Source organism: Listeria ivanovii subsp. ivanovii, assembly GCF_900187025.1.
Classification (GTDB): Bacteria; Bacillota; Bacilli; order Lactobacillales; family Listeriaceae; genus Listeria; species Listeria ivanovii.
Genome location: NZ_LT906478.1, coordinates 52,492 through 78,039 on the forward strand (window position 1 = coordinate 52,492; position 25,548 = coordinate 78,039).

Sequence of the window (25,548 nt, forward strand, 5' to 3'; positions counted from 1 at the left end):
GCTTTTTTTGTATAGACATAAGCTGTAATTTGAAGAAAAGCGGAATTATAGGTAAAATAATAGTGGTGAATTGTTGGTTCCATTTATGTTATGATATAGATACTCAAATTCAGACAAAAGGTATATAAAAAAATGGGGAGCTGGATGAAATGTCAGGCTATTTTCAAAAAAGAATGCTTAAATATCCTTTATACGGTCTGATTGCAGCGACAGTTATTTTGAGCGTAATCACGTTCTTTTTTTCATGGTGGTTATCTGCTTTAATTGTAGTTGGTGGAATTATTCTCACGGTGGCGATGTTTTACTTTGAGTATCGGCTGAATGAGGATGTTCAAAAGTATGTTTCTAACTTAACGTACCGGATAAAGCGCAGTGAAGAAGAAGCGCTTGTTGAAATGCCGATGGGGATATTGTTGTATGATGAACATTACAAAATTGAATGGGTAAATCCATTTATGTCCAAATACTTTGATAAGGCCGAATTAATTGGGGAGTCTTTGGAAGAAGTAGGACCAGAATTTTTAGATGTAATTGCCGGAAATGATGATGACGGGATTATGTCGATTGCTTGGCGTGAACATAGGTTTGATACAATCGTGAAGCGTAAAGAACGGATTTTGTATTTATATGATCGAACAGAATACTATGAACTAAATAAGAAATTCCAAGCGAATAAATCGGTGTTTGCTGTTATTTTCCTAGATAACTATGATGAATGGGCGCAAGGAATGGACGATAGACGTCGTAGTGCGCTAAATAATTTGGTGACCTCAATGCTGACAAACTGGGCTCGCGAACATCGAATTTATTTGAAACGAATTTCTTCGGACCGCTTTATGGCCTTTTTGACGGAAGAAATGTTGAAGCGGTTAGAGGCAGAGAAATTCCAAATCTTAGACCGAATTCGAGAACGCACTTCAAAACAAAACATTCCGTTGACGCTAAGTATTGGGATTGGTTATAAAGAAGAAGATTTGATTAAACTTGCTGATTTGGCGCAGTCTAGCTTAGACCTTGCTTTAGGCCGTGGTGGAGACCAGGTCGTTATTAAGCAACCAGAAGGAAAAGTACGCTTCTACGGAGGTAAAACAAACCCGATGGAAAAACGGACCCGCGTTCGCGCACGTGTTATTTCACAGGCTTTACAAGAGCTAATCAACCAAAGCGATCAAGTTTTTGTTATGGGGCATCGTTATCCAGATATGGATGTAATCGGCTCAAGTCTTGGCGTAATGCGGATTGCTGAGATGAACGACCGGAATGCTTATGTCGTTGTTGAACCTGGCAAAATGAGTCCAGATGTAAAACGACTTATGAACGAAATTGAAGAATATCCGAATGTGATTAAAAATATTGTGACACCACAAGTTGCGCTCGAAAATATTACCGAGAAGAGCTTGCTTGTTGTAGTGGATACACATAAGCCTTCGATGGTTATTAATAAGGAATTGCTTGATTCAGCGACGAATGTAGTGGTGGTCGACCATCATCGTCGTTCTGAGGAATTTGTTGGCAATCCAGTGCTAGTTTATATTGAACCATATGCTTCGTCTACAGCTGAACTGATTACCGAGCTATTTGAGTACCAACCTGATTTAGAACAAGTTGGGAAAATCGAAGCAACCGCGCTACTATCTGGAATTGTTGTTGATACGAAGAACTTTACACTTCGAACTGGATCAAGAACCTTTGATGCAGCGAGCTATTTACGGTCGCTTGGAGCAGATACGATTTTAGTGCAGCAATTTTTGAAAGAAGATATTACGACGTTTACACAGCGTAGTCGTTTAGTTGAGTCGCTGGAGATTTATCATGATGGTATGGCAATTGCAACTGGCCATGAAGATGAGGAATTCGGTACGGTGATTGCGGCACAGGCTGCGGACACGATGCTTTCAATGGAAGGTGTACAGGCATCCTTTGTCATTACGCTACGTCCAGATAAATTAATTGGAATCAGCGCGCGGTCGCTTGGCCAAATCAATGTGCAAGTCATTATGGAAAAACTTGGTGGTGGTGGTCATTTATCGAATGCAGCCACACAACTTAAAGATGTTACAATTGCAGAAGCAAAAAAACAATTAATTAGCGCCATTGATGCGTATTGGAAGGGAGAAACATAATTATGAAAGTTATTTTCTTGAAAGACGTAAAAGGTAAAGGTAAAAAAGGTGAAACAAAAAATGTTGCTGATGGTTATGCAAACAATTTTTTAATTAAAAATGGCTATGCTGTTGAGGCTAGTAATGCGGCTTTAAGCACACTTTCCGCTCAAAAGAAAAAAGAAGATAAACTAGCAGCGGAAGAACTAGCTGAAGCGAAAGCGTTAAAAGAAAAAATGGAAAAATTAACAGTGGAATTAAAAGCGAAGTCTGGTGAAGGCGGCAGATTGTTTGGTTCGATTACTTCTAAGCAAATTGCTCAAACGCTTGAAAAAACACATGGTATTAAAATAGATAAACGTAAAATGGACTTGCCAGAAGCAATTCGAGCTTTAGGGCATACGAAAGTTCCTGTGAAGCTGCATCACGAAGTAACAGCAACACTGGATGTACATGTTAGTGAAGAATAATTTTTCTTAAGGGAGCGTAAGACAGTGGATAATAATTTCCAGGACAGAACACCACCACAAAATATTGAAGCCGAACAAGCTGTACTGGGCGCGATATTTCTTGAGCCTAATGCGCTGATTACTGCTTCTGAAATTTTAATGCCGGATGATTTTTATCGAACTGGTCATCAATTGATTTTCGAAACGATGCTTGATTTGAATGACCACGGGAAGGCTGTCGACGTATTAACCGTTTATGAGGCACTTGCTGCGAAAGGTAATTTGGAAGATGTAGGTGGCTTGCCTTATTTGACGGAATTATCCGGAGCTGTGCCAACCGCGGCAAACTTAGAATACTATGCGCATATTATCGAGGACAAGGCGCTTTTAAGACGTTTAATTCGAACTGCGACCCAAATTGCCACAGATGGCTATTCGCGTGAAGACGAGCTGGATATGCTGATGGACGAGGCAGAAAAGAGCATCTTGGAAGTTTCACAACGAAAAAATGTTGGAGCTTTCAAGAATATTAAAGATGTTTTGGTTAAAACCTATGATGATATTGAAATTTTGCACAATCGCAAAGGGGATATTACTGGTATTCCTACAGGGTTTAATGAGCTTGATAAGATGACAGCCGGATTTCAGCGCAATGATTTAATTATCGTTGCAGCACGTCCTTCTGTTGGTAAAACTGCCTTTGCATTAAATATTGCTCAAAACGTAGCGACTAAAACAGATGAGAATGTGGCTATTTTCAGTCTCGAAATGGGTGCGGAACAACTTGTTATGCGGATGCTTTGTGCGGAAGGTAATATTAATGCACAGAATTTACGGACAGGTGCCTTGACTAGTGATGATTGGCAAAAGCTAACCATTGCGATGGGGACACTTTCTAATTCGGGGATTTATATTGATGATACCCCTGGTGTTCGCGTGAATGAGATTCGTTCCAAATGTCGTCGTTTAAAACAAGAAACGGGTCTTGGCATGATTGTAATCGACTACTTGCAACTAATTGCTGGGAGTGGTCGTGGTGGTGAGAATAGGCAACAAGAGGTTTCCGAGATTTCGCGGTCGCTAAAAGCATTAGCTCGGGAACTCGAAGTACCAGTTATTGCACTTTCGCAGTTATCTCGTAGTGTAGAGCAACGTCAAGATAAACGACCAATGATGTCAGATATTCGTGAATCTGGTTCGATTGAGCAAGATGCCGATATCGTCGCCTTTTTATACCGGGAAGACTATTATGACCGGGAAGGCGAAAATGATGGCACAATTGAGATTATTATAGCAAAACAGCGTAATGGTCCGGTTGGTGACGTTAAGCTTGCTTTTGTAAAAGAGTACAATAAGTTTGTGAATTTAGAAGTGCGTTATGATGACGCCATGGCTTAAACTAAAAACCTTGTGAAATTCTAATTAGATTTGGAGTTTTCAAGGTTTTTATTTTTGGGGAAAATGGCACTTGTTTTAAAAAACAGCTATTAAAATCGATTTAAAATGGTAAAAAAAGCGAACAATAATTTTTGCTTACAAATCAATGTTCGTTAATCCATTGACTATTTTAGTGGCAAACGGTACAATGTATAGTGGAAAATGAAGGGGCTGTGAAAAAATCATAGCTATCAAAGACCAATTAAATGAGGTGTTTAAATGTCTTCAGTTGTTGTAGTAGGAACACAGTGGGGCGATGAAGGAAAAGGGAAGATTACAGATTTTCTTTCCGAGAATGCAGAAGCGATTGCTAGATATCAAGGTGGGAACAATGCAGGTCATACAATCAAGTTTGATGGCGAAACGTATAAATTACACTTAATTCCATCAGGTATTTTTTACAAAGAGAAAATTAGTGTAATTGGGAACGGTATGGTTGTTGATCCAAAGGCTTTAGTGGAGGAATTAAAATATCTTCATGATAAAGGCGTGGATACTTCTAATCTCCGTATCTCTAATCGCGCGCATATTATTTTACCGTATCACATTCGCATTGATGAAGCAGATGAAGAACGCAAAGGCGCGAATAAAATCGGTACAACAAAAAAAGGAATTGGCCCAGCTTACATGGACAAAGCAGCTCGTGTTGGGATTCGGATTATCGATTTACTAGATAAAGAAACGTTTAAAGAAAAATTAGCGCACAACCTTGGCGAGAAAAATCGCTTATTAGAGCGCTTTTATGAATTAGAAGGTTTCAAATTAGAAGACATTTTAGAAGAGTATTATGAATATGGTCAACAATTTAAAGATTATGTTTGCGATACATCGGTTGTATTAAATGATGCACTTGATGACGGGAAACGCGTTTTATTTGAAGGTGCACAAGGGGTTATGCTTGATATTGACCAAGGAACCTATCCATTTGTAACTTCAAGTAACCCAATTGCTGGCGGAGTTACTATCGGTAGTGGTGTTGGTCCATCGAAAATTAACCATGTTGTTGGTGTAGCAAAAGCTTATACTACTCGTGTTGGTGATGGTCCGTTTCCAACTGAACTATTTGATGCTATTGGCGATAATATTCGTGAAGTTGGTCGTGAATACGGAACAACTACTGGGCGTCCGCGTCGTGTTGGTTGGTTCGATAGTGTAGTTGTTCGTCATGCTCGTCGCGTTAGTGGCTTGACGGACTTATCGCTTACTTTGTTAGATGTGCTTACAGGAATTGAAACACTGAAAATCTGTGTAGCGTACAAGTTAGATGGAAAAACTATTACAGAATTCCCGGCTAGCCTAAAAGATTTGGCTCGCTGTGAACCTGTATATGAAGAATTACCTGGTTGGACAGAAGATATTACTGGTGTTAGCTCACTGGATGACCTTCCAGCGAATTGTCGCCACTATATGGAACGTATTGCGCAACTAACAGGCGTACAAGTTTCGATGTTCTCTGTAGGTCCTGACCGCGCACAAACACATGTTGTAAAAAGTGTATGGCGTTTAGCTTAATAAAATAATTAAAGCTCCTTGAGGAAATTTTCTCAGGGAGCTTTTTTATGAGCTTAAAGCGAAAAAATTCTGCAAAAAGCAAATTTTATTAACGTGTTTTATATATCATTTTATGCGGAAAAATTTTAAAAATACCAAATAAAAACATTTATTATGTGAAAAAAACCTCTTTTTATCAAAATGGTAATTCCGGAAAAATACTTATTTGTGTTGATTTTTAGCCATTTTATTCATTTAATTGTCACATTTCACTTTGTGAATTCATGGTATAATTTGAGAGTGATATTATATTCACAATAGATAATAAGAGGAGATGAAGTGAATGTCAGGTCAAATTCGTATGAGTCCAAGTGAATTACGTGATCGCGCTAAAACTTACGGTCAAAGTGGTAGAGACATTGAGGATATCTTAAGCCGTTTAAGCCAATTGCAAGACCAACTTCGCAGTGAATGGGAAGGGCAAGCTTTTGCACGTTTTGATGATCAATTTGAGCAATTAAAACCAAAAGTTACTGAATTCGCAAACTTAATGGATCAAATTAATGATCAACTTGAGAAGACAGCAAACGCAGTAGAAGAGCACGATCAACAACTTTCTCAAAATTTCGGATTCTAAAATCAACAAAAGTGAAGCATACATACAAAAATAGTCTGATGCTTTACGAAAAGCCATGCAGTTTTTTGCATGGCTTTTTCTAAATAGAAAGCAGATGCCACAGTTGGTATTCCTATAAAAAAAGACACAGCGGGAGTGGGACATGAATGAAGAAAGTAAAATGGAGTATTTTACTCTTTTTAGTCTTGGCAATCTTTTTATCAGCCGGGATTACGTACTTAGCATTAAATCAGGGATCAAACAAAGAAGCAGCAGATGGCAATGAAAAAGCGCATAAAATGACTATTGCGCTCGTAAACGAAGATCAAGGTGCCAAGTTTCAAGGTGAACAAGTAGAATTTGGTAATCAATTTGTTAAAAGTATTGAAAAAGATGATCAGCATGAATGGTACGTTGTAAGTCGCGGAGTTGCAGAAAGTGGCTTAAAACGAGATGTATACAATATGATGATAGTTATTCCAAGTGACTTTTCTGAAAAAGCATTATCAATGACGTCTAATAACCCAGAAAAAGTGACGATTAGCTACAAAGTAAATGATGTAGGGAATAGCGATTTGAAAGCAGAGGCAGAGAAAACGGCGGCCACTGTATTGGAAGATTTCAACAAGCGTATTATTGATGTTTATTTTGCGAGCATTCTAACTACCTTACAAGAAGCGCAAGATAATATCGGAGAGCTAGTGAAAGAAGAGAAAGAATATGATGCTACTTATAACAAAGACGTAAATAAACCGTTATCGAGCTATACAGAACAGTTTAAAACGGTTCAAGATTATACAGGAACTTCCAAAGATAGCTTCCAAGGTTTCCAAGATATCATGAAGAACTTTGAAGAAAGCTTAAATCTAGCTAAAAAAGAAAATGCAACACACATGACTAACATGGACGCTTTCACAAAAATGCAAGAGCTAAATATGCCTTTTGAAGCAACATTCACGGAAAACTTGCAGAAGTTTGATGGTTCTCTTTCGGCAGATGATATTCGAGCGCAAACAGCCGCATTAGAACAAGCGAATGCGCATATGACGACAGAATTCCAAATCATGGGAAACAACAATACACTGTTATCCCAAACGCAAGGCTTACAAAACTATATTGCTGATACGAATGTGCGAATTAATGCAATAGATGAAGAAATTAAGGCAGCACTTAATGATGATTTCCGGACAGCTGTTTCCAGAGATTTACTACGAATTCTGCAGGAAAATGAGTATTCGGATAAATTAAACGAAATTGATTTGAAAGATTTGACCGGTGAAGATATTAATGAAGGTTTTAACAAGCGATTAGTAAAGGAAATCAAAGCTTTACCAACTTATAATACAGAGCAATTAGCTGAAATCGGCCTTGATGAATCGATGTATAAAAATATTGTGACACTATCCAAAGAGTACTATAGCAGTCATCGTAGTGCTTTTGGTGATGATTTCAGGTTTACTAATGATAGAAAGATATTGCCAATCGACACGCTTCAAAGTGACACGATTAATAGATTGAAGTCAGAAGGTGTTTCACTTGAAAGTGAGTCCTATACGCTACCAGTAAGTGAACATAATTCTGAGGTTTTTATTACGATAGATAAAAATTTCACTTTAGAAAATGCTGTTTGTATGATGAATGCGGAAGGACAAAGCGAATTAGTTCAACAAGAACCTTATGGCGAAAATGGACTAAAATTTATTTTGCCGGCTGTAGAAGCTCCAGTGGAAATTAAGATTACTGGGACGGCCAAATTAAGAGAGGGAGTTAGTGTTCCTTTGGTAGGCGCTGTGAATTGGAATGCGGCTTTACAGCAATATGAAAAACAAGACACTGAATCAGGCGAGTTACCAGTTATTCCTATAGAAGGTCTCGAACAAGAGGGAGATTCGGATACATCGGGTGAGGATCCGGTATTAGTTAGAAAAGAAGTGCAGCTCATTAATATCATTGAACCAACTTACCTTAATGAAACTAAGTCATCCGTAAAAGCAATTACAAACACAATAAAAGAGTACTATAAACTACAAGTTCTGTTTGACTTATACTACGGAATTGATGCAAATAATTTCGCTCAAATGCCAGACTTTAGCAATTATGAAGTCAACTTAGAAAACTCGGCAAAACCTTCTTCCTACTATTATATTTTCAATAAAGAAGATATTATTGGAAGTTTTGTTAATCTTACAACAGATCGATTTGTAGCAGATTATTCGAAAAAAATAACCGCTTTTGAACAGCGAATTGCTGATTATAAATTTGTTATGGCAGAAGCGGATGCTAGGTCCGTTGATGTGACTATAGGGTTGAACGAGACGACGCAGGAAGCCGTTAACTTGAATACTAACTTAGCACTAACGCTTGAGAACTTGGAAGCGTGGCGTGCTGCAAGTAATAATTTAATCACTGAAAATGGCGTTGTGGTCGAAAAGTCTGGTGAAGAAGGAACGATGGCTTTATCGCTTAGTTCTGAGTTTGCAGGCCTTTTAGCAGAAAGTGAGTCGCTTGCGGGAACGTCAGAAGGTAATTTGAAGTCGGCAGAGGTGGTTTATAAAACATTCGATGCGATTGATAATGAAGCGAAAAATATTCAAAAAAGCGGAAAGACACTTGTGACAGAGGCATCTACGCTGTCTGATGATTTAGCTAAAAAACTAGAAGACGATGAAACTTTCCAGAAGAATTTTGCGAAAGTCATGGATAATAGCCGTATTGGTGATAGACAAAACGAAAGCCTCTACAGTTTCTTGAGTAGTCCGGTAGATAAGATGAATGCGGGGACTATTGTGGCAGGGGATAAATCGATGCCGTACTTTATGATTTTAGTTTGTACGATACTCGCGATTTTTACTAGTTATGTTATTTCGCATCAAGAGAAGAAACGGCAACAGCTCAATGACTTTGAGAAAGAAATGTCGCTTGCTCTTAAAAACATCCCAATTACGTTCTTAATGATTTGTGTGGCAGTTATTGAGGGACTTGTTATCGGCGCAGTGTCAGGTTTTGTGTTTGGTATCGGTGAGGTCGGAATGTTCCTGTGGATTGGAGTTTGTGTACTAATTATGATGGTGCTTGTTACGGCATTCTCCTATTTATTACGACAGTTAAATATGATTGGGATGTCGATAATCCTACTTATTTTGAGTCTATATCTATTCTTAACAGATGCAGTTGGGCTTAACATCGACAGCGAATCTGTATTTGCGACATTTAGAACTTTTTCGCCACTACAATATATGGAGCAATTACTAAACGGTATTTTAAATATGCAACAAGATTATATTGTGATTGTGTATAGTTTGATTGGCACCGTGCTAAAAATGAAGCAAAAGAGGAGGAGCATTTGGATGAAATTTAAAATCGCGTTATTTCTTATATTAATCTGTTTTGCTTTTGCTCCTGGAGTGCTTGCCACAGATTCAGATAGTTATCTCGAGAACAGTGGGAAAATGGAGATTAAAACAGATAGACTGCAAAAAACAGATGAAGAAAAGGCAAAAGAACAAGAAGATATGAAAGAAACGGAACTGGATAAAAAAGGTATTCCCCTTTTTACGGATGAAATGGATGAAAAGATTGAAAAGCAAAAAGCGTCCGAAAAAGCGGAGTATGAGCGGATTAAAGACTCATTGTTTGAAGAAGAACCGACTGCAGGTGAAACGGTAAGAGCAACTAAAGAAAAGTTGTTCTCGGAAGATTATGAGACAGCTGTATCGGGTGAAACAGTGGTTACTGCAACAAATAGTGTGGAAGATGGGACGAAAAAAACAAAACAAAAAACAGTTGGCGGAGCAATTGCGGGAACGCTTGTGGCACTTGCAGGTGGGGTTTATGTAGCTGCGCGAAATGTTTTTGAATAGAAAGCGGGGAACATAACATGGCTAAAGATACACATATGAATGTGACGGTAGATTTTACAAATTGGGGCGCGGGTAAATATGATCTGCGTATCCCAGTGCATCAACCAATCAAGGCACTAATTATTAATTTGGCAGAGACGCTAAAAATTGAGTACCAAGATTTATCAAAATGCACTATCAAAACGACCAATAAAGCGATTTTACTAAGCGATGACGATAAACTAACTAACTTTCAAATTGCTGACGGCGATATTTTAGAAATTTTATAGAAAAAAGGAGAATGAAATCGATGAATAAAACAACTGAAATGGATGGAACGGCCTACGATTTTACTTATGAGGATTTAGTGTGAAGTATTACATTCCCTAAATCGAAAACCCATGCAAAAGAACTTGCGCAACTAGAATTGTTAGAAAAACCTGCTGCCCATTTTGTGCCGGCAAAGATTGCAAGTGACAGTGATTCGTACACTATCTCCTATGATATCGACAAATATACATATGGATTTGAACAAATTAGAAAAATGGAACGTGAAGATAAATTGCGTGCACTAAAAAATATCGTGGATTTAAGTGAGTTGTTAGATACTCGTTATACTTTTTTCTTACATCCGGATAACTTGATTTTTGATATAAATTTAGTTCCTCGCATTGTTCATCGTGGGATTAAAAATATTTTACCACCATATGAATTAACGGAAGCAACCTTTTTTAAACAATATCAATGTTTTGTGATTGCAATGTTTTCCAAAAAATATTCGTTTGACAATTTGTATAATGGCTCGCTGACTAGTGCGAGAGGAACGCAATTCGAGAAAAGTATCTTGGATGCGAAAACGATTCAAGACATTGCGACGATTTTAGAAGAAGCGTATGTGAAAGAAAATAAAGCAGTTCAAAGAAATATGACTCGGGTACCGAAAAAAAATACGGGACTTTTAGAGGATTAGCAGTTGGTTTTATCATTGTAGCGATTCTACTTGCGATTCCAGTTAGTTATTTTGCGTTTGTGAAAGTACCGCTCCAAAACGATTTGCTAACTGCTAATGAGAATTTCTTGAAAACAGACTACGACAAGGTGATTACTGGTTTGGAAGATGTTGATCCGGCAAAAATGCCACAATCCGTGCAGTACGAATTAGCCTATTCCTATGTTAATGGTGAAAAAATGAGCGATAAGAAAAAAGAAAACATCCTGCGTACGATTAGTTTGAAATCTGACCCACAAAACTTACTTTATTGGATTTATAACGGTCGTGGGGAGTTTAGTAAATCACTTGATATCGCGAAACTTTTAGATGATCCGTCACTAGCAATGTATAGTTTAACAAAACAAATTGAACAAGTACAAAGCGATACCACTTTAAGCGGCGACAAAAAAGTAGCGAAATTAAAAACACTGGAAGATAGTTTGAAAGAGTATGACGACAAGTTGAATGAACAAGCAACAGAAACAGATGAATCAACAAATACAGAAGCAAAATAAGGGAGAATGAATCATGAATAGAGAGGCTTTATTAATTGTTAGTAACGGGCAACAATGCCATAAACACCAGTTGTCTCCTGAAAAAGTCGTGACAATTGGCAATACCATCGAACATGAAATTACCTATCCTGAACTTGGTGAAGCGATTGAAGTTAAGTACGGTGAAGATACTTGGAATGCTGGGACTACGGCGCTTAAAGTAAATGAAGCTGTAAAAGTAGAGAAGTTAGCGTTTTATCTATGTCAAGATTTGCATACACAAGTTTATGATGTTGTAACCAATCTTTCGGTAGCTTTTGGGGATGGAACGGAAAATGATGTTACGATCGATGAAACTAAATCAGATTTTCTACTTTTGCGTGACTCAAAGGCGGAGAAGTTTGAATTACAAGTGTTTTATGGCGAAATTTATCATAATTTTTCTTTAGTGACAAAGAGTTGTACGTTAGAACCTGGTGACCAGCTTTATACGGACGGTGTGACGATTACAATTGGAAAAGAAGATATCAGTATGCTAGCTGCAAAAAATCGTGTGACGAGCAAATTAGCGCCGTTATTTGCTGCGGACAATGCATTCGGTGAAGACTATCCAGATTATCACCGCTCTCCGCGGATTATTTACCGTGCACCGGAAGAAAAAATCAACATGGCAAAACCGTCAAGCAAGCCTTCCAAACCAACAGATGGACTGATTAAAATTATTTTGCCACCACTTATTATGGTTGCAATTACCGTAATGATTTCGATTTTTCAACCGCGGGGACTTTATATTATCATGACAATCGCCATGTCAGCAGTAACGATTACAATGGCGATTATTAACTATATAAAATCACGCAAAAAATATAAAGAAGACTCAAAACAACGGTTGGAAAGTTATGACCTTTATTTAAAACGAAAAACGAAAGAATTGCATGAAACCAGCGAAAAACAACGACATGCATTAACTTACCATTATCCAAATGTCACAGAACTGGAAAAAATGGCACTACGAGTGGATTCGCGCATTTATGAAAAAACCATGTTTCATCACGATTTCTTAACTCTCCGTGTTGGTTACGGCGATGAATCCAGTAGTTTTTCTGTGGAATTTCAACAAGAAGAATTTAGCCAAGAAAAAGATGAACTTATTGAAGAAGCAGTGAAAATTAAAGGGCAATATTTATCGATTAAAGAGGTTCCAGTAGCGACAGATTTGATGCATGGACCAGTCGGCTATATTGGGCCACGTCACTTAGTTCTTGAACAACTGCAAATGTTAGTGATGCAAACGTCCCTTTTCCATAGTTATTATGATTTACAATTTATTACGATTTTCCCGGAAGAAGAAAAAGCCGATTGGGATTGGATGCGTTGGTTGCCACATGCGAATATGCGCGATGTGAATGTTCGCGGCTTCGTTTATCATGAACGTTCGCGCGACCAAGTGCTCAATTCACTTTACCAAATTTTAAAAGAGCGGAAACAAACGTTAACGGAGCAAACTAGCAAACAAGAACAACTCTATTTTAGTCCACATTATGTAGTATTAATTACGGATGAAAAATTAATTCTAGATCATACGGTCATGGAATTTTTCAATGAAGATCCAAGTGAATTAGGTGTTTCGTTAGTTTTCGTGCAAGACGTCATGGAAAGCTTGCCAGAACACGTGAAGACAGTTGTCGATATTCGTGATGCTAAAAGCGGAAACATTATTTTGGAGCAAGGCGATTTAGTCAATCGTGCATTCGTACCAGACCATTTGCCTGCTGATTTTGACAAAGAAGTCATTAGTCGGGCTCTTGCACCACTTAACCACTTACAAAACTTAAAAAACTCGATCCCAGAGGCCGTTACTTTCCTGGAAATGTACGGGGTAGAGCGCGTGGAGGAATTAAATATTGCCGGACGTTGGGCAAAAAATGAAACCTATAAGAGCCTCGCTGTCCCACTAGGACTTCGTGGGAAAGACGATATCGTGCAGCTGAATTTACATGAAAAAGCACACGGACCGCATGGATTGGTTGCTGGGACGACTGGTTCTGGTAAATCAGAAATTATTCAGTCCTATATTATCTCCCTTGGCGTCAATTTTCATCCCTATGAAGTCGCTTTCCTACTAATTGACTACAAGGGCGGCGGAATGGCGAACTTGTTTAAAAATATGCCGCATTTACTTGGAACCATTACCAACTTGGACGGCGCCCAGTCGATGCGTGCGCTTGCGTCCATCAAAGCCGAATTGCAGAAAAGGCAACGGTTATTTGGGGAGCACGACGTCAACCATATCAACCAATACCAAAAACTATACAAACAAGGCAAAGCAACCGAGCCAATGCCCCATCTATTCCTTATTTCCGATGAGTTTGCCGAATTAAAATCCGAACAACCAGAATTTATGAAAGAACTCGTTTCGACCGTACGTATCGGACGTTCCCTTGGCATCCATTTAATCTTAGCGACCCAAAAACCAAGCGGCGTGGTAGATGACCAAATCTGGTCCAACTCGAAATTCAAACTAGCGCTCAAAGTACAAAATGCGAGCGACTCGAATGAAATTTTGAAAACACCCGATGCAGCAGAAATCACGTTGCCAGGACGTTCGTATTTACAAGTGGGGAATAACGAGATTTATGAGTTATTCCAAAGTGCATGGAGCGGTGCAGACTACGTGCCAGATAAGGAAAACACAGATTATATTGATACAACCATTTATGCGATAAATGATTTAGGTCAGTACGATATTTTGACAGAAGATTTGAGTGGTTTGGATAAGAAAGATGATTTGACGAAACTACCGAGCGAACTGGATGCGGTAATTGATCATATTCATGCGTATACGGAGGAGGTTGGGATTGAGGCACTGCCGAGACCGTGGTTGCCGCCTTTGGAAGAAGAAATTTTCTTACCAGAACTACACCCAGTGAACAGAGAAGACTTATGGCATGGAGAAAAACAACCACTTCAAGCAACAATTGGTTTTCTTGATATTCCACAAATGCAGGCACAAGAGCCATTAACGATTGATTTAGCTAAAGATGGACATTTAGCTGTATTCTCAAGTCCAGGTTACGGAAAGTCGACATTCTTACAAACCGTAACGATGGATTTAGCAAGACAACACAATCCAGAAAGACTGCATATTTATCTATTGGACTTAGGGACGAATGGGTTGTTACCACTAAAAGGCTTACCACATGTTGCGGATACCATTATGGTGGATGAGGAAATTAAAATCGGAAAGCTTATCCGTCGTTTAGCACAAGAATTAAAAGAACGAAAACAAAAGCTAAGTCAATATGGTGTAGCAAATATCTCGATGTATGAAAGAGCGAGTAAGGAAGAAGTTCCAACTATTTTACTTGTGATTGATGCATTTGATTCGGTTGGCGAGGCGCCTTACAAAGAAGTATTTGAGAAATTAATTGCACAAATAGCACGTGAAGGGGCAAGTGTAGGAATTCATTTAGTTATCAGTGCAGTAAGGCAAAATGCTATTCGAGTGCAAATGCTCGCGAGTATAAAACATCAAGTTCCATTATTTATGATTGAAGACGGAGAAGCTAGAAGTATTGTTGGAAAAACAGATTTAACTAGTGAGGAATTGCCTGGTAGAGGATTAGTCAAATTAGAAGAACCAACCGTTTTCCAAACAGCTCTACCAGTTTGTGGAGAAGGAACACTTGATATTATTGAAAAAATCCAAACAGAAAGTGAAGAAATGGCTAAAGCTTGGCAAGGTATGGTGCCAGAGCCAATTCCAATGGTTCCAGAAGTAATCCATATGTTGGATTATCTGAAAAACAAACAAGTTCAAAGTGCCATTTCAAAAGGTAAAACTCCGATTGCTGTAGATTTTGAATACGTTTTACCAGTTAATTTAGATGTACGAACAGATGGTAATACCTTAGTTCTGACGGATAATGCGGATATTTTAGAACGAACAATGGTCTCATTAGTCGAATTAATGGGGCAAAATATGGAAGTCGATATTGCCCTATATGACAATTCCTCTAACAGATTCCAACGATATAAAAATAATGTAAATATTTATGCAGGCGACGATGACGCAATGAATTTAGTTTCCGAACAATTGATTAGTGTTTTAGAAGCGAGAGAAGATGGATGGAAAGAAATCCAACGTGCAGCAGGTGGCGATGTAACCTTGAGAATGTACGTGGAAGAATTGCGTCCAATGTACATTGTGCTAACAGATAGTATTTATAGTGCTGAACAAATGTCTGCGGAGGCTCGGAAAAATATAGTGAAACTAATAGAAAACGGACCAAGACTAGGAATTTATTTTGTTACCGGAAGTCAAACAGGAATTCTTTACAGAGCGAGAGATGAGATTTCTGGAGAATTACGAAAACAAAAAACAGGGATTTTACTAGGACGAGTTAGTGATCAAAGTGTCCTTAGCCTGATTAATACTATCTATAAAGAGCAGATGCTCGCACCATATGAAGCTTATTACATTAAACAAGGGCAGTGCGAGAAAATTAAGCTTATTGCGCCAAACCAATAATTGAAAGGAGGAATTAAATATGGGCCTATTCGATTTTGCCAAATCACCTACTGAAAAAAAACGAGATGACTATGATAAATTACATGACTATTTAAAAGATGCTCTCAAAGAACATGATGAAAAAATGGCAGAAGTAAAAAGTGATTTGAGTGCTTATAAAAAAGGAATGCCTGATATGCCAAGCAAAGGCATTCCTGCAAATCCATTTGTAGATAAAAACGAGAAAGTATTAGAGCAACTGGAAAAGTATATAGACAAAGAAAAAGATAAGCGCGCCAGTTTGAAAAGCGCCATTGATAAAGCTTATAGAAAATATCTAGAGTATAAAGCATTAGCAATAAAAGAAGAAAAAGCCGAGCAAGCGAAGAAAGAGCGGGAGGAGAAAAGGAAAAATGGGTAATGTGAAAATTGATGCGGCCAAAGTCGCCGAAGCCAAAAAATCAGCCGTCATTGTGGAAAAAAGCCTGGAAGCAACACATAAAAAATGCAAATCAGTTATTTCTTATGTAGAAGGTGCCTCTTGGAGTGGTAAATCACGGGATGCTTTTCTTACTTTCATGGAATTAATTGAACAGTACCATGCGGACGTAAAGAAAAACTTTAAAAAGCAAAAGAAAGCTTTGAACGCATTAGAAGATTATGTGGAAGATTTTGAGAACACTTCCTACTCCAAGGATGTGAAGAGGTTATGACAGTAAGCATGGTAGATACTTTTACACCCGTAGAACTATATTTGTTACTTGCGCCTTTTGAAGTAAAACATATCTTTGGAATCCCAGACAAGATAACTTATCTGTTAAAAGGCGAAGATGTTTTTGCGGAAGGATTTGAAATGCTTAAGAATAAAGGTGTTTTAGATGGTTCTGGAAATTTAACAGATGGTGGGGGCTTCTTGATTGACTCACTAGTTGAATATTATCAAAGCACAAAATATGTCCGACTCAATCAATTAATGTTTGCTTTTCCTAAAAAAACATCGAATGAAGTACTGGTAATGATAGAAATAAAACCACAAAAAGAATATCGGTTTGAGCGAATGAATAAAATCCATGCGCTAGCGATGATGAGAGAACTTTTCCCCATTATTAGCAGAGAACCTGGTCCAAAGGAAACGGAATTTTTAAAAGAAGAATTAACAAACGAAGAACGAAAACGGGCAATGGTTTTTAATCCAGAGAAGAATTTTATTAGTATGGAATTTTTTCACTTAGAAGAAAAAACGCAAGAAGCAAGTAATCCGGCTTTCTATAAGCAGTATCTATCATTTGAGATGGAAAACAAACTAATTATGGTGGATGTCGTAAATGAAGCTTATTATCAAGGGAGTCAGTATGCTTTACTAAAATTATTATTTGATGAGCTTGCATTTCCGTATAAGGAGGACAAATAGATGGCACAACAAACAATGGGCGGCGCAGGAGCCGCTTCCACCATAGATATCAACCCAGATGAAATGACGCATATTGCCAAAGAGTTACTCGCAATTGCCAATGAATTTGAAGGCACCATCCAGCCAGCAGTAAAACAGTTAAAAGCAAACAAGTATTTAACCAAAGGAAAAGCAAAAAAAGCGATGGAAAAAGTACCAGAGGCAAATGAACGAGTGATGGAGTTACAAGACCAATACAATATGGCATCTTCTGTTGTATTCGATATACTCCAAACCATGGTAGATGCAGACAGAGATATTGCAGAAAAAATCATCGCAGCATTAGAAATATAAGGGAGGCCAGCTGAATGAAAGACGTAAACTACCGAGAAGACGACTGGCGAGAAGCCAAAAGTGCCCTAGCTCCATTTAATGCAGCCAATTGGTTTGGGGGTCTATTTAATCATTTAGAAAAGGTGTCGAAAAATATGGAGAATGCGGAAGAGGATATCCGTGACTTAGACACCGATCACGCGATTCATTTCCAACATACCGACCATCGAAGCAAGTACGGGGAAATCGAGGAAGACTTAAAGGTGCTGTATCAATTCAGCTGCCACGCGGGAGAAAAGATGGAAACGCTGGTAGACCAACCTTTTTATGAAAAGTTAGATGCCTTTGTGGATGGGATGCAAAATTTGAGTATCACGACGTACTCAACTACAAACCGCATTGGGGCTAAATCGACACAAACGTATATGTCTTCGTACAGTAATCAACCCCAAGTGATTGAATCGGTAAAAGAAAGTGCGACCATCGAAGACTTGATGAATGGGGACAATTTCTACGCCAACCAAATGACCCTCCAATATGAAGCGTGGAAGCATGAAAATCCAGACCAGAAAGTCAGCGAAGCCGACTTTAAAATGGGGATGTTACATACTCGTGCGTTTGATTATAAATCCGTCCAAGACGAACAAGAAGAGAAAGAGTTCTGGGTCAATATCGTTGCCGCCGTGGTGATTGTGGGCGTAAGTATCGTCTGCCCACCAGCCGGATTAGCACTTGGAGTAGGATTTGGCGCACTAGAAGCCTCTTCAGCAGTTACTGGAAAAGATTGGATATCCGGCCGAGAACTAAGCGACCAGGAACGCGTGCTCCGAGGAGGATTTGCCTTACTCGATATTATACCAGGAGTCAAAGCCTTTAGTTCCGGCACCAAAATCGCTAGTGCAGGTTCCAAAATATTGCGAGTCGGAGACGACCTACTCGATGGTGGGAAGCTCGCCATCAAAAATGCAGGAAAATCATTCAAAGGAACGATTGATAATGGCATTCAAGCTGGAAAACAAGCTTTAGACCTGCGTATCGCTAACGTTAAAAAAGTCGCAGACGACGCGATGCAGGCGACCAAGAAAAAATTAACAAATGATCTAAACGATATAGGCGAGGCAGCCAAAACCATCCAGTCCAAAGCCAAAGAAACCTTCCAGATACCTCCGAGAGAACGCCTGGCATTCGCTGGTGTGGGCGATGATATTCCCGTCCAAACAGCTGCTGGAGGAACAAGCGCTGCTCAGAAGAAACTCCGGGATATGATGAGTAAGATGGATGATTTGAATATCAAAGGGAGTGACACGGATGATATAATAAGGGAAGTGGAAAAGAAATTCACCCCGAAGAAAATCACCTTAGACAATGGAGAAATTGCTTTCCAAGCTAAAGACGGGACACTAGTTCGTTCACCAGATTTTCTAGATGAAGCAGGGGACATTAAATGGCCAAAAGCGAATGGATTTGTGATAGATGAGACTGGTAAAGCTATTACGGTGGATGCGAACTTGAAAGCAGGACAAATTATTGACAGATATGGGGACTCAAGTGGAAGATTCACAAGTCCAGTAGAAGCAGGACAAATTTTAGATTATGACACAAGAGGTTTGCCGTATCCTGAGAGTGTTAGACCTTATTTCCAATATGAAGTACTTAAAGATATAAATATAAAAAATGTAACAGAAGCTTATACTAATTTATCTCAAAATCTTAGAGATAGATTAGACATTGTTATGGAACAATTTCAATTCACTTTAGCTGATTTAGCAAATCCTCAACAAGGCGAGATAGCAAAAGTTTTTGGAGCGGGCGGAGGAACTCAAATTCAGCTTGAAACGTCAGTGAGTTGGTATGAGGTATTACAATTAGTAAGGGAGGTCAAATAAGTGCTTGAATATTTAAAAGAACAAAGAAAGACTATTGAGGAGACAATTTATTCACAAGGATTAGAAAAATTAAGATATTCTATATTTGAAGGAGAAGAAAATAATAAAGAAGAATATCAAGTAAGAATTGAATATAAAGAATCGTATTATGAAGTCTATACCACTCATGAACGTGCCTCTATTGTAGGTAAGTATAAATTTAATGACTATGAAAGTGCTAAGAATAAATTTTTCAGATTATTAGAGCTAATGGTTTTATCAAATAGATTAGCTATTCAAGATGGAGATATCCCAAGTTATCCATGTTCATTATGGAATAATTAGTGAATGAGATATATAACATGCGATGATAACCCAGATTTAATGATGGGAACGAAAGTATTGGTTAATTTCACATGGAAATATACGTACTTTAAAAAATGATTGAAGAATATGGTATAGAATTAAATTATAAAACCCAAGATTACAAAGAAATATTATACGATTTACTGAATCTTAAAAATAAAAGAAAGCAAGCTTAGAAAAATCTAGATAGAGAAAATAATCTGAGAAAAAAGAAAGCATCTCAGATTATTTTTCTTGGATAAAAAAGTAGTTAAAATGAGTAGGATTTTACTTTTATCTATAATAGTAGTCTTTTTGATTTGCTTGAGCTACTAAAGCTACAATAAAAGAAATATATTGGAACGGTCATCTTGCAAAATGTTGAGCACGACGTCAACCATATCAACTAATACCAAAAACTATACAAACAAGGCAAAGCAAGCGAGCCCATGCCCCATTTATTCTAAATTTCCGATGAGTTTGCTGAATTAAAATCCGAACAATTGGAGTTGTCTTGAATAATTCAGAAAAGGTCGTGTTTTATTTTTCAACATCGGTGTTAATTCTCCTGGTATAGTGATTTGAAAATTCATTTATAGTAAACCTATTCTAACAATAGGAGTGGAAAAGCAATGACAAAAAACGATGAAAAATTAAAATCTCTACACCAAAAAAAGGAACCATTAATTTTATATAACTGCTGGGATGTTAGTTCTGCTAGAGCGATACAAGCAGGCGGAGCAAAAGTCATGGCGACAATCAGTTACGCTATCGCAGAAAACCTTGGAGTGGCAGACGGTGAGCAACTAACTTTTGACGAAATGTTCCAAGTTCTATCACGAATTGCAGCCAATACACAACTCCCGCTAACCGTAGACATCGAAAGTGGTTATGCTGAAAATCTTAATGAACTCGCCAAAAACGCTGAACGCCTACTTTCAATTGGAATAGCTGGTATAAATATAGAAGACCAACTCATCAAGGCTACCAATCCCGCATTATGTAACACGGAGGAATATTGTGATAAAATCAAGACAATAAAACAAACGGTAGCTAAAAGAAATACGAATATATTTATAAATGCACGAACGGACATCTTCTTCCAAGGACGAAAAGAGACAGAAGCACTAGTAAATGAAGCAATCAAACGAACAAAAGCATACGCCAAAGCAGGCGCAGATTCGATTTTCATCCCAGGGTTACTAACGCCACAATTAATCCGTACTTTTGTCGAGAAATCTCCGCTACCAGTCAATGTCATGCTAATGGACGGAATGGTTTCAACTGCCAAACTAACAGAAATCGGCGTAAAAAGAATAAGTTACGGGCCAAATAGTTATTTTCAGGCTAAATTAGCAATTCAACAAGCGGCAGAAAAGATTTTCGGAGGAGTGGAAATAATATGATCACCAATTCGAGGGATATTGATAAATATTACGAGATGTTAGTAGAGAAAAACTCGAATTATGAAGGAGTGTTTTTTGTTGGTGTCAAGACAACGGGGATACTTTGCAGACCAACTTGTCCGGCGAAAAAGCCGTTGAAAGCTAATTGTGAGTTTTTTAGTACAGCCAAAGAAGCACTTCTAGCATCATATCGGCCTTGTAAACGTTGTGAACCGCTCTCGAACCCAACCAAGACGTCGCCAGCTGTGAAATTGCTTGTCGATGCGATTGAGCAAAATCCTGAGAAGAAATGGACGGATAAGGATTTTGATGGGCTATCTATCAGTGCAAATACGGCACGGCGCCAGTTTCAGAAGCAATTTGGGATGACATTTATTGAGTATGCTCGGTCGCGTCGCTTGGGACTTGCCTTTAAACACATTCGAAATGGTGATTCAATCATAAATGCGCAGATGGCTAGTGGCTATGAATCAGGAAATGGCTTTCGCGATGCTTTTTCGAAAACGATGGGAAACGTTCCACATAAATCAAAAGAAATCACCATTTTATATTCCGCCTGGCTTGAGACGAAACTTGGCTCGATGCTTGCGATTGCAGATGATGAGCATTTATTACTTTTAGAATTTGTTGATCGAAAAGGTTTGGAAACAGAGATAAAAAAATTGCGCACACGATTAAAAGCAGTAATTTCGCCTGAAAAGACGGATGTTATCAAGCGAATTGAAGTAGAATTGGCGCTATATTTTGATGGGGAGTTAGTGGACTTTAAAACACCGATTCGCTATATTGGTTCAGATTTCCAGCAAAGTGTTTGGAACGAATTACGACGAATCCCAGTTGGTGAGACGGTTTCGTATAAAGCTCTTGCGGAAAAGCTTGGTAAACCTACTGCAAGTCGGGCTGTTGCAAGGGCGAATGGTACGAATCAACTTTCGCTAATTGTCCCGTGCCACAGAGTTATTAATAGTAACGGTGAGCTAGGTGGTTATGGTGGTGGGCTTGCTCGGAAAGAATGGTTGATTAAACATGAAAAGATGGTTCCGAAATAAAACGGAGCCATCTTTTTCGTTATTTTACCCGAATTCCAAATAACGGCATTAAAGCCGGCGCATGCGAATAATCGATACTCACGCCTTTTAAATCTTGCGGCAAGGCAGTGATAGACTCAAAAATACAAGTGCTAATATCAACACCGCTCAGTGCACAATTTAAAAACTGTGCTTTGTTCAAGTCAAGACGTTCTAAGTATGTATCCACTAATTGCGCACCACTGAAATCACTATTCGTATAAGCGCCAGATTCAAACGAAACCCATTTTAAATTGGCATAACGAAAGGCTATATAGTCCGCATAACAATCAGTGAAAACGCAATTTCTAAGTGTGCCGTCACTGAAATTCACTCCGATTAACTTACAATTTTCAAACCGAACTCGGTGGATAACAGCACCCATCAAATCTAAATTTGACAAGTCGCAATTTCGGAAAATCACATCGGTTAAATTTACACCTACAAGAGAGACAGAATCAAACACACAACCATCAAATACAACTATTTCTAAATTAAAATGTTCGAAAATTTCTCCAGTTAGCGTTGTTCTTTTGAAGATTTTTTCTGTAATTTCCCCGATATCTTCAATCATATATGTATCGTCTGGATAGACCACCAAATCCCCATCCGGAATCCGCGGCGCAGTAATTTTTTTCATTTTTCTTACCTCGCTTTCGCTTCTATTATAACGCATATTGTTTGGAAAAGGGCCGAAAAATCATTTACCTTTCCTAAAAAACGGCTTACAATGAATTTAGTCGAAAAATGGTATTGGAGGAGTGGCGAAATGACAGCAAGCGTTTTAGTAACGGGTAAATTACTATCAGAAACAATGGAAGCTCTTGAAGGGTGGCAAGTGGAAACTGCTATAGGTGAAGAAGATTTGACAGAGGATGCACTAATGAAAAAGGTGGCAACTGTGGACGCAATTATTTGCCCGCTTTCGACGCAAATAACTGCAAAAGTTCTCGAATCAGCGAAAAAGCTTAAAATTGTTGCGAATATTGGTGCTGGTTTTGACAATATCGATGTGAAAAAGGCGAAAGAATTAGGAATTGCTGTAACGAACACTCCAGATGTTTCAACTGAAGCAACCGCTGAGTTAACGCTTGGGCTCATTTTGGCAGTCGCACGCAGAATTCCAGAAGGAGACCGTTTATGCCGCGAAACGCCAGAGGAATTTACAGGCTGGGCACCGACTTTCTTTTTAGGTACAGAATTAAGTGGAAAAACCCTTGGAATAATCGGCTTAGGTAGGATTGGTCAGGCTGTTGCAAAACGAGCAGCTGCTTTTGGAATGAAAATTATTTACTCTGGGCATAACCCGAAAGACTACAATGCCGAATTTGTTAGTCAAGAGGAATTGTTAAAGCGTAGTGATGTGGTGACAATTCATGCGGCTTACAATCCTGATTTAAAACATTTAATCAATGAAACAACCCTCCAAATGATGAAATCTAGCGCATTTTTGATCAATGCTGCTCGTGGACCGGTTGTAGGAGAAGTTGCGCTCATAAATGCTTTGAAAAGTGGAGAGATAGCTGGAGCAGCTTTAGATGTTTTTGAATTTGAACCTAAAATTGGAGCAGCGTTACGAGAGTTAGATAATGTAGTTTTGACCCCACATATTGGTAATGCAACTGTCGAAACTCGCACTGAAATGGGACGAATGGCAATTTCGAATGTCGAAGCTGTTTTAGCTGGAAAAGCTCCTATTCATTCGGTTTACTAAGCAAGAAAACATAGCCGTAGTAAGAAGTTGCGGCTATGTATTTTTACTGAATTATGGTATAATATTTTTTGTCGGAATACGACGGGTTGTTAGCTCAGTTGGTAGAGCAGCTGACTCTTAATCAGCGGGTCGTGGGTTCGAACCCCTCACAACCCATCTTAGAGTGCTAGAGTTTTCGCTATATGCGGAGGCTCTTTTTTGTTATCATATCAATTTGACACATTTGTAATATTAGTGTAACATTAAATTTGTAAGCGGATACATATTGCGTATAAAAGAGAAAATAACAGTATGAAAAAAAGAGCATATTAAAGGGAGGCAGCTAAGAAATGAATAAAAAGAAATCGGTACTTGTTTTGTTAGTAATTTTACTAGTATGTTTATTTTTGAATCCTGCAAGTGGAAGTGCTTATGTTCTCAATAAACAACGAATGCCAAATCCAAAGCATATTAATTATTTCAATGATTCGTCAATTATTAAAGCAAAAATGGATGGATACATGAGTTATGCGACTAAGTGGAACTACTCAGGAAGTCAAGTTAAGGTAAGTAGGAGTATTGGAGCAGTTGGAGTGCAAATAAAGAATACATATGTAAATAGTGGGTCGGGTACTTATGCGATAACTTACTATACATCAAGGCAAAGCGCTACAATTAAATATTTTAAACCATTTAAGAGTCTTAGTGCTGCTAATAAAAGAGAAACAGTAGTTCATGAAGTAGGTCATGCGATTGGATTATCACATACTCAGAGCAAAAATGATTCAATCTCCGTTATGAGAACTCTGAAGTTTAATGGAAAAGCATATCCTCTATCTGATGATAAAAAGGGTATAAACGCAAAATATTAATTTTAAAACGGGAGGATTTTATTATGAATAGAAAAAAAATAACCATTATAAGTATTATTGCAGTTCTTTTACTAAGTCTAGGAGGATACATGGTTTATCAAAAAATGAAACCAAAACATTTTTCTGAAGTTGCTGTTGAAGCAAAAACGCCCAGTTTTGACAATGGAGATGAGTTGAAAAATGCTAGTGATGCAATTGTATTAGGGCGGCTTGATAAGCGTGGCGAATCTCAAATAGAGAGGGAAGCTACAGGCGGTGTTATAGGAGTTTATAGAATGTCTGACTTTAAAGTATCTAAAGTAATAAAAGATAAGACAAATCAAAATTTAGAAGAAGATTCAATCATACCGATTTACGAAAATGAAGGACATGATGAGGAAACTAATACGACCTATCACATAGCTGGTTATGAAAAAATGGAAAATAATGAAACTTATATGTTGTTTCTGTCTTATGATCCAGAGGATGCTTATTATATTCCTTTAGGCGTTAATTTTGGAAAAGTAAATATTGACAGCAACAAAGAAACAGAATTATATGGCCAAGACAATATTGAAATAGAAAAAGAAATCAATGAAGTTCAATCTGAAGCGCTAGATGTGTACGATGATGAAATAAAAGAAGCAGAAAATCAATAAAAAGAAAATG

Annotated in this window: 20 protein-coding genes, 1 tRNA gene and 3 pseudogenes; 23 read left to right on the forward strand and 1 reads right to left on the reverse strand. The window is 38.2% G+C overall.

The window, feature by feature from the left end:
* Window positions 1–149 precede the first annotated feature (149 nt).
* The 19 genes and pseudogenes from pdeA (at window position 150) to CKV67_RS00335 (ending at window position 22,317) form a co-directional block, all read left to right on the forward strand.
* Entirely contained in the window at window positions 150–2,123 is a 1,974-nt protein-coding gene (gene pdeA, locus CKV67_RS00250) for a cyclic-di-AMP phosphodiesterase PdeA (protein ID WP_025279682.1), read from the forward strand.
* Window positions 2,124–2,125: 2 nt separating this feature from the next.
* A complete protein-coding gene (rplI, locus tag CKV67_RS00255) occupies window positions 2,126–2,572 on the forward strand; it encodes a 50S ribosomal protein L9 (protein WP_011700919.1) in 447 nt (148 codons plus the stop codon).
* 24 nt (window positions 2,573–2,596) lie between these two features.
* A complete protein-coding gene (gene dnaB, locus CKV67_RS00260; RefSeq protein ID WP_003718135.1) occupies window positions 2,597–3,949 on the forward strand; it encodes a replicative DNA helicase in 1,353 nt (450 codons plus the stop codon).
* A 258-nt stretch (window positions 3,950–4,207) separates the two neighbouring features.
* Entirely contained in the window at window positions 4,208–5,500 is a 1,293-nt protein-coding gene (locus CKV67_RS00265) for an adenylosuccinate synthase (protein WP_014091623.1), read from the forward strand.
* 322 nt (window positions 5,501–5,822) lie between these two features.
* Window positions 5,823–6,116 carry a WXG100 family type VII secretion target gene (locus tag CKV67_RS00270; RefSeq protein WP_012984597.1) on the forward strand — a complete coding sequence of 98 codons (294 nt, stop codon included), beginning with the start codon at window positions 5,823–5,825 and terminating at the stop codon, window positions 6,114–6,116.
* A gap of 146 nt (window positions 6,117–6,262) precedes the next feature.
* Window positions 6,263–6,814 (forward strand): annotated as a pseudogene (esaA, locus tag CKV67_RS14930) (type VII secretion protein EsaA); the annotation flags it as partial.
* A 2,628-nt stretch (window positions 6,815–9,442) separates the two neighbouring features.
* A complete protein-coding gene (gene essA, locus CKV67_RS14935; RefSeq protein ID WP_014091625.1) occupies window positions 9,443–9,955 on the forward strand; it encodes a type VII secretion protein EssA in 513 nt (170 codons plus the stop codon).
* 17 nt (window positions 9,956–9,972) lie between these two features.
* Entirely contained in the window at window positions 9,973–10,224 is a 252-nt protein-coding gene (locus tag CKV67_RS00285) for an EsaB/YukD family protein (RefSeq protein ID WP_014091626.1), read from the forward strand.
* A 137-nt stretch (window positions 10,225–10,361) separates the two neighbouring features.
* Window positions 10,362–11,440, forward strand: a pseudogene (gene essB, locus CKV67_RS00290) (type VII secretion protein EssB).
* Window positions 11,441–11,453: 13 nt separating this feature from the next.
* Window positions 11,454–15,950 carry a type VII secretion protein EssC gene (gene essC, locus CKV67_RS00295; RefSeq protein ID WP_025279683.1) on the forward strand — a complete coding sequence of 1,499 codons (4,497 nt, stop codon included), beginning with the start codon at window positions 11,454–11,456 and terminating at the stop codon, window positions 15,948–15,950.
* Between the two features lie 19 nt (window positions 15,951–15,969).
* Entirely contained in the window at window positions 15,970–16,350 is a 381-nt protein-coding gene (locus tag CKV67_RS00300; RefSeq protein ID WP_014091627.1) for a hypothetical protein, read from the forward strand.
* Window positions 16,343–16,642: a WXG100 family type VII secretion target gene (locus CKV67_RS00305; protein WP_014091628.1), complete on the forward strand. Its 300-nt coding sequence runs from the start codon at window positions 16,343–16,345 to the stop codon at window positions 16,640–16,642. The genes CKV67_RS00300 and CKV67_RS00305 overlap by 8 nt, the downstream gene beginning before the upstream one ends.
* Entirely contained in the window at window positions 16,639–17,340 is a 702-nt protein-coding gene (locus CKV67_RS00310) for a DUF5081 family protein (RefSeq protein WP_014091629.1), read from the forward strand. Before CKV67_RS00305 ends, CKV67_RS00310 begins: the two co-directional genes overlap by 4 nt.
* On the forward strand, window positions 17,341–17,673 hold the full coding sequence (locus tag CKV67_RS00315; protein ID WP_014091630.1) for a hypothetical protein: 333 nt from the start codon (window positions 17,341–17,343) through the stop codon (window positions 17,671–17,673). It begins immediately after the preceding gene.
* A 14-nt stretch (window positions 17,674–17,687) separates the two neighbouring features.
* The gene (locus CKV67_RS00320; protein ID WP_014091631.1) at window positions 17,688–19,538 is read left to right on the forward strand and encodes a glycohydrolase toxin TNT-related protein; all 1,851 of its coding nucleotides are present in this window, start codon (window positions 17,688–17,690) and stop codon (window positions 19,536–19,538) included.
* Complete coding sequence (locus CKV67_RS00325; protein ID WP_014091632.1) at window positions 19,539–19,862, forward strand: Imm59 family immunity protein; 324 nt, start codon at window positions 19,539–19,541, stop codon at window positions 19,860–19,862.
* A gap of 383 nt (window positions 19,863–20,245) precedes the next feature.
* Window positions 20,246–20,326 (forward strand): annotated as a pseudogene (locus tag CKV67_RS14940) (hypothetical protein); the annotation flags it as partial.
* A 168-nt stretch (window positions 20,327–20,494) separates the two neighbouring features.
* Entirely contained in the window at window positions 20,495–21,268 is a 774-nt protein-coding gene (locus CKV67_RS00330; RefSeq protein ID WP_014091633.1) for an isocitrate lyase/PEP mutase family protein, read from the forward strand.
* Entirely contained in the window at window positions 21,265–22,317 is a 1,053-nt protein-coding gene (locus tag CKV67_RS00335) for a bifunctional transcriptional activator/DNA repair enzyme AdaA (RefSeq protein ID WP_014091634.1), read from the forward strand. Before CKV67_RS00330 ends, CKV67_RS00335 begins: the two co-directional genes overlap by 4 nt.
* Window positions 22,318–22,336: 19 nt before the next feature.
* Here the strand turns inward: CKV67_RS00335 and CKV67_RS00340 are convergent, their stop codons facing one another.
* Window positions 22,337–22,975: a pentapeptide repeat-containing protein gene (locus tag CKV67_RS00340; protein ID WP_014091635.1), complete on the reverse strand. Its 639-nt coding sequence runs from the start codon at window positions 22,973–22,975 to the stop codon at window positions 22,337–22,339.
* 129 nt (window positions 22,976–23,104) lie between these two features.
* On the opposite strand from CKV67_RS00340, the gene CKV67_RS00345 reads away from it, so the two are divergent.
* From CKV67_RS00345 to CKV67_RS00360, 4 genes are all read left to right on the forward strand, one after another.
* Entirely contained in the window at window positions 23,105–24,049 is a 945-nt protein-coding gene (locus CKV67_RS00345; RefSeq protein ID WP_014091636.1) for an NAD(P)-dependent oxidoreductase, read from the forward strand.
* Window positions 24,050–24,132: 83 nt separating this feature from the next.
* Window positions 24,133–24,205, forward strand: a tRNA-Lys gene (locus CKV67_RS00350).
* Between the two features lie 173 nt (window positions 24,206–24,378).
* A complete protein-coding gene (locus tag CKV67_RS00355; RefSeq protein WP_014091637.1) occupies window positions 24,379–24,900 on the forward strand; it encodes a matrixin family metalloprotease in 522 nt (173 codons plus the stop codon).
* Between the two features lie 23 nt (window positions 24,901–24,923).
* Window positions 24,924–25,538, forward strand: coding sequence for a hypothetical protein (locus CKV67_RS00360; protein WP_014091638.1), 615 nt, complete (start codon window positions 24,924–24,926; stop codon window positions 25,536–25,538).
* Window positions 25,539–25,548: the final 10 nt, after the last annotated feature.

Bases quoted from the DNA above. Each gene is read 5' to 3' on its own strand.
- CKV67_RS00310 (WP_014091629.1), top strand. From the start codon at position 16,639: ATGACAGTAAGCATGGTAGATACTTTTACACCCGTAGAACTATATTTG.
- CKV67_RS00300 (WP_014091627.1), top strand. From the start codon at position 15,970: ATGGGCCTATTCGATTTTGCCAAATCACCTACTGAAAAAAAACGAGAT.
- CKV67_RS00360 (WP_014091638.1), top strand. From the start codon at position 24,924: ATGAATAGAAAAAAAATAACCATTATAAGTATTATTGCAGTTCTTTTA.
- rplI (WP_011700919.1), top strand. From the start codon at position 2,126: ATGAAAGTTATTTTCTTGAAAGACGTAAAAGGTAAAGGTAAAAAAGGT.
- CKV67_RS00330 (WP_014091633.1), top strand. From the start codon at position 20,495: ATGACAAAAAACGATGAAAAATTAAAATCTCTACACCAAAAAAAGGAA.
- CKV67_RS00355 (WP_014091637.1), top strand. From the start codon at position 24,379: ATGAATAAAAAGAAATCGGTACTTGTTTTGTTAGTAATTTTACTAGTA.
- CKV67_RS00320 (WP_014091631.1), top strand. From the start codon at position 17,688: ATGAAAGACGTAAACTACCGAGAAGACGACTGGCGAGAAGCCAAAAGT.
- CKV67_RS00305 (WP_014091628.1), top strand. From the start codon at position 16,343: ATGGGTAATGTGAAAATTGATGCGGCCAAAGTCGCCGAAGCCAAAAAA.
- essC (WP_025279683.1), top strand. From the start codon at position 11,454: ATGAATAGAGAGGCTTTATTAATTGTTAGTAACGGGCAACAATGCCAT.
- CKV67_RS00345 (WP_014091636.1), top strand. From the start codon at position 23,105: ATGACAGCAAGCGTTTTAGTAACGGGTAAATTACTATCAGAAACAATG.
- CKV67_RS00315 (WP_014091630.1), top strand. From the start codon at position 17,341: ATGGCACAACAAACAATGGGCGGCGCAGGAGCCGCTTCCACCATAGAT.
- CKV67_RS00270 (WP_012984597.1), top strand. From the start codon at position 5,823: ATGTCAGGTCAAATTCGTATGAGTCCAAGTGAATTACGTGATCGCGCT.
- CKV67_RS00265 (WP_014091623.1), top strand. From the start codon at position 4,208: ATGTCTTCAGTTGTTGTAGTAGGAACACAGTGGGGCGATGAAGGAAAA.
- CKV67_RS00340 (WP_014091635.1), bottom strand. From the start codon at position 22,975: ATGAAAAAAATTACTGCGCCGCGGATTCCGGATGGGGATTTGGTGGTC.
- CKV67_RS00285 (WP_014091626.1), top strand. From the start codon at position 9,973: ATGGCTAAAGATACACATATGAATGTGACGGTAGATTTTACAAATTGG.
- essA (WP_014091625.1), top strand. From the start codon at position 9,443: ATGAAATTTAAAATCGCGTTATTTCTTATATTAATCTGTTTTGCTTTT.
- pdeA (WP_025279682.1), top strand. From the start codon at position 150: ATGTCAGGCTATTTTCAAAAAAGAATGCTTAAATATCCTTTATACGGT.
- CKV67_RS00335 (WP_014091634.1), top strand. From the start codon at position 21,265: ATGATCACCAATTCGAGGGATATTGATAAATATTACGAGATGTTAGTA.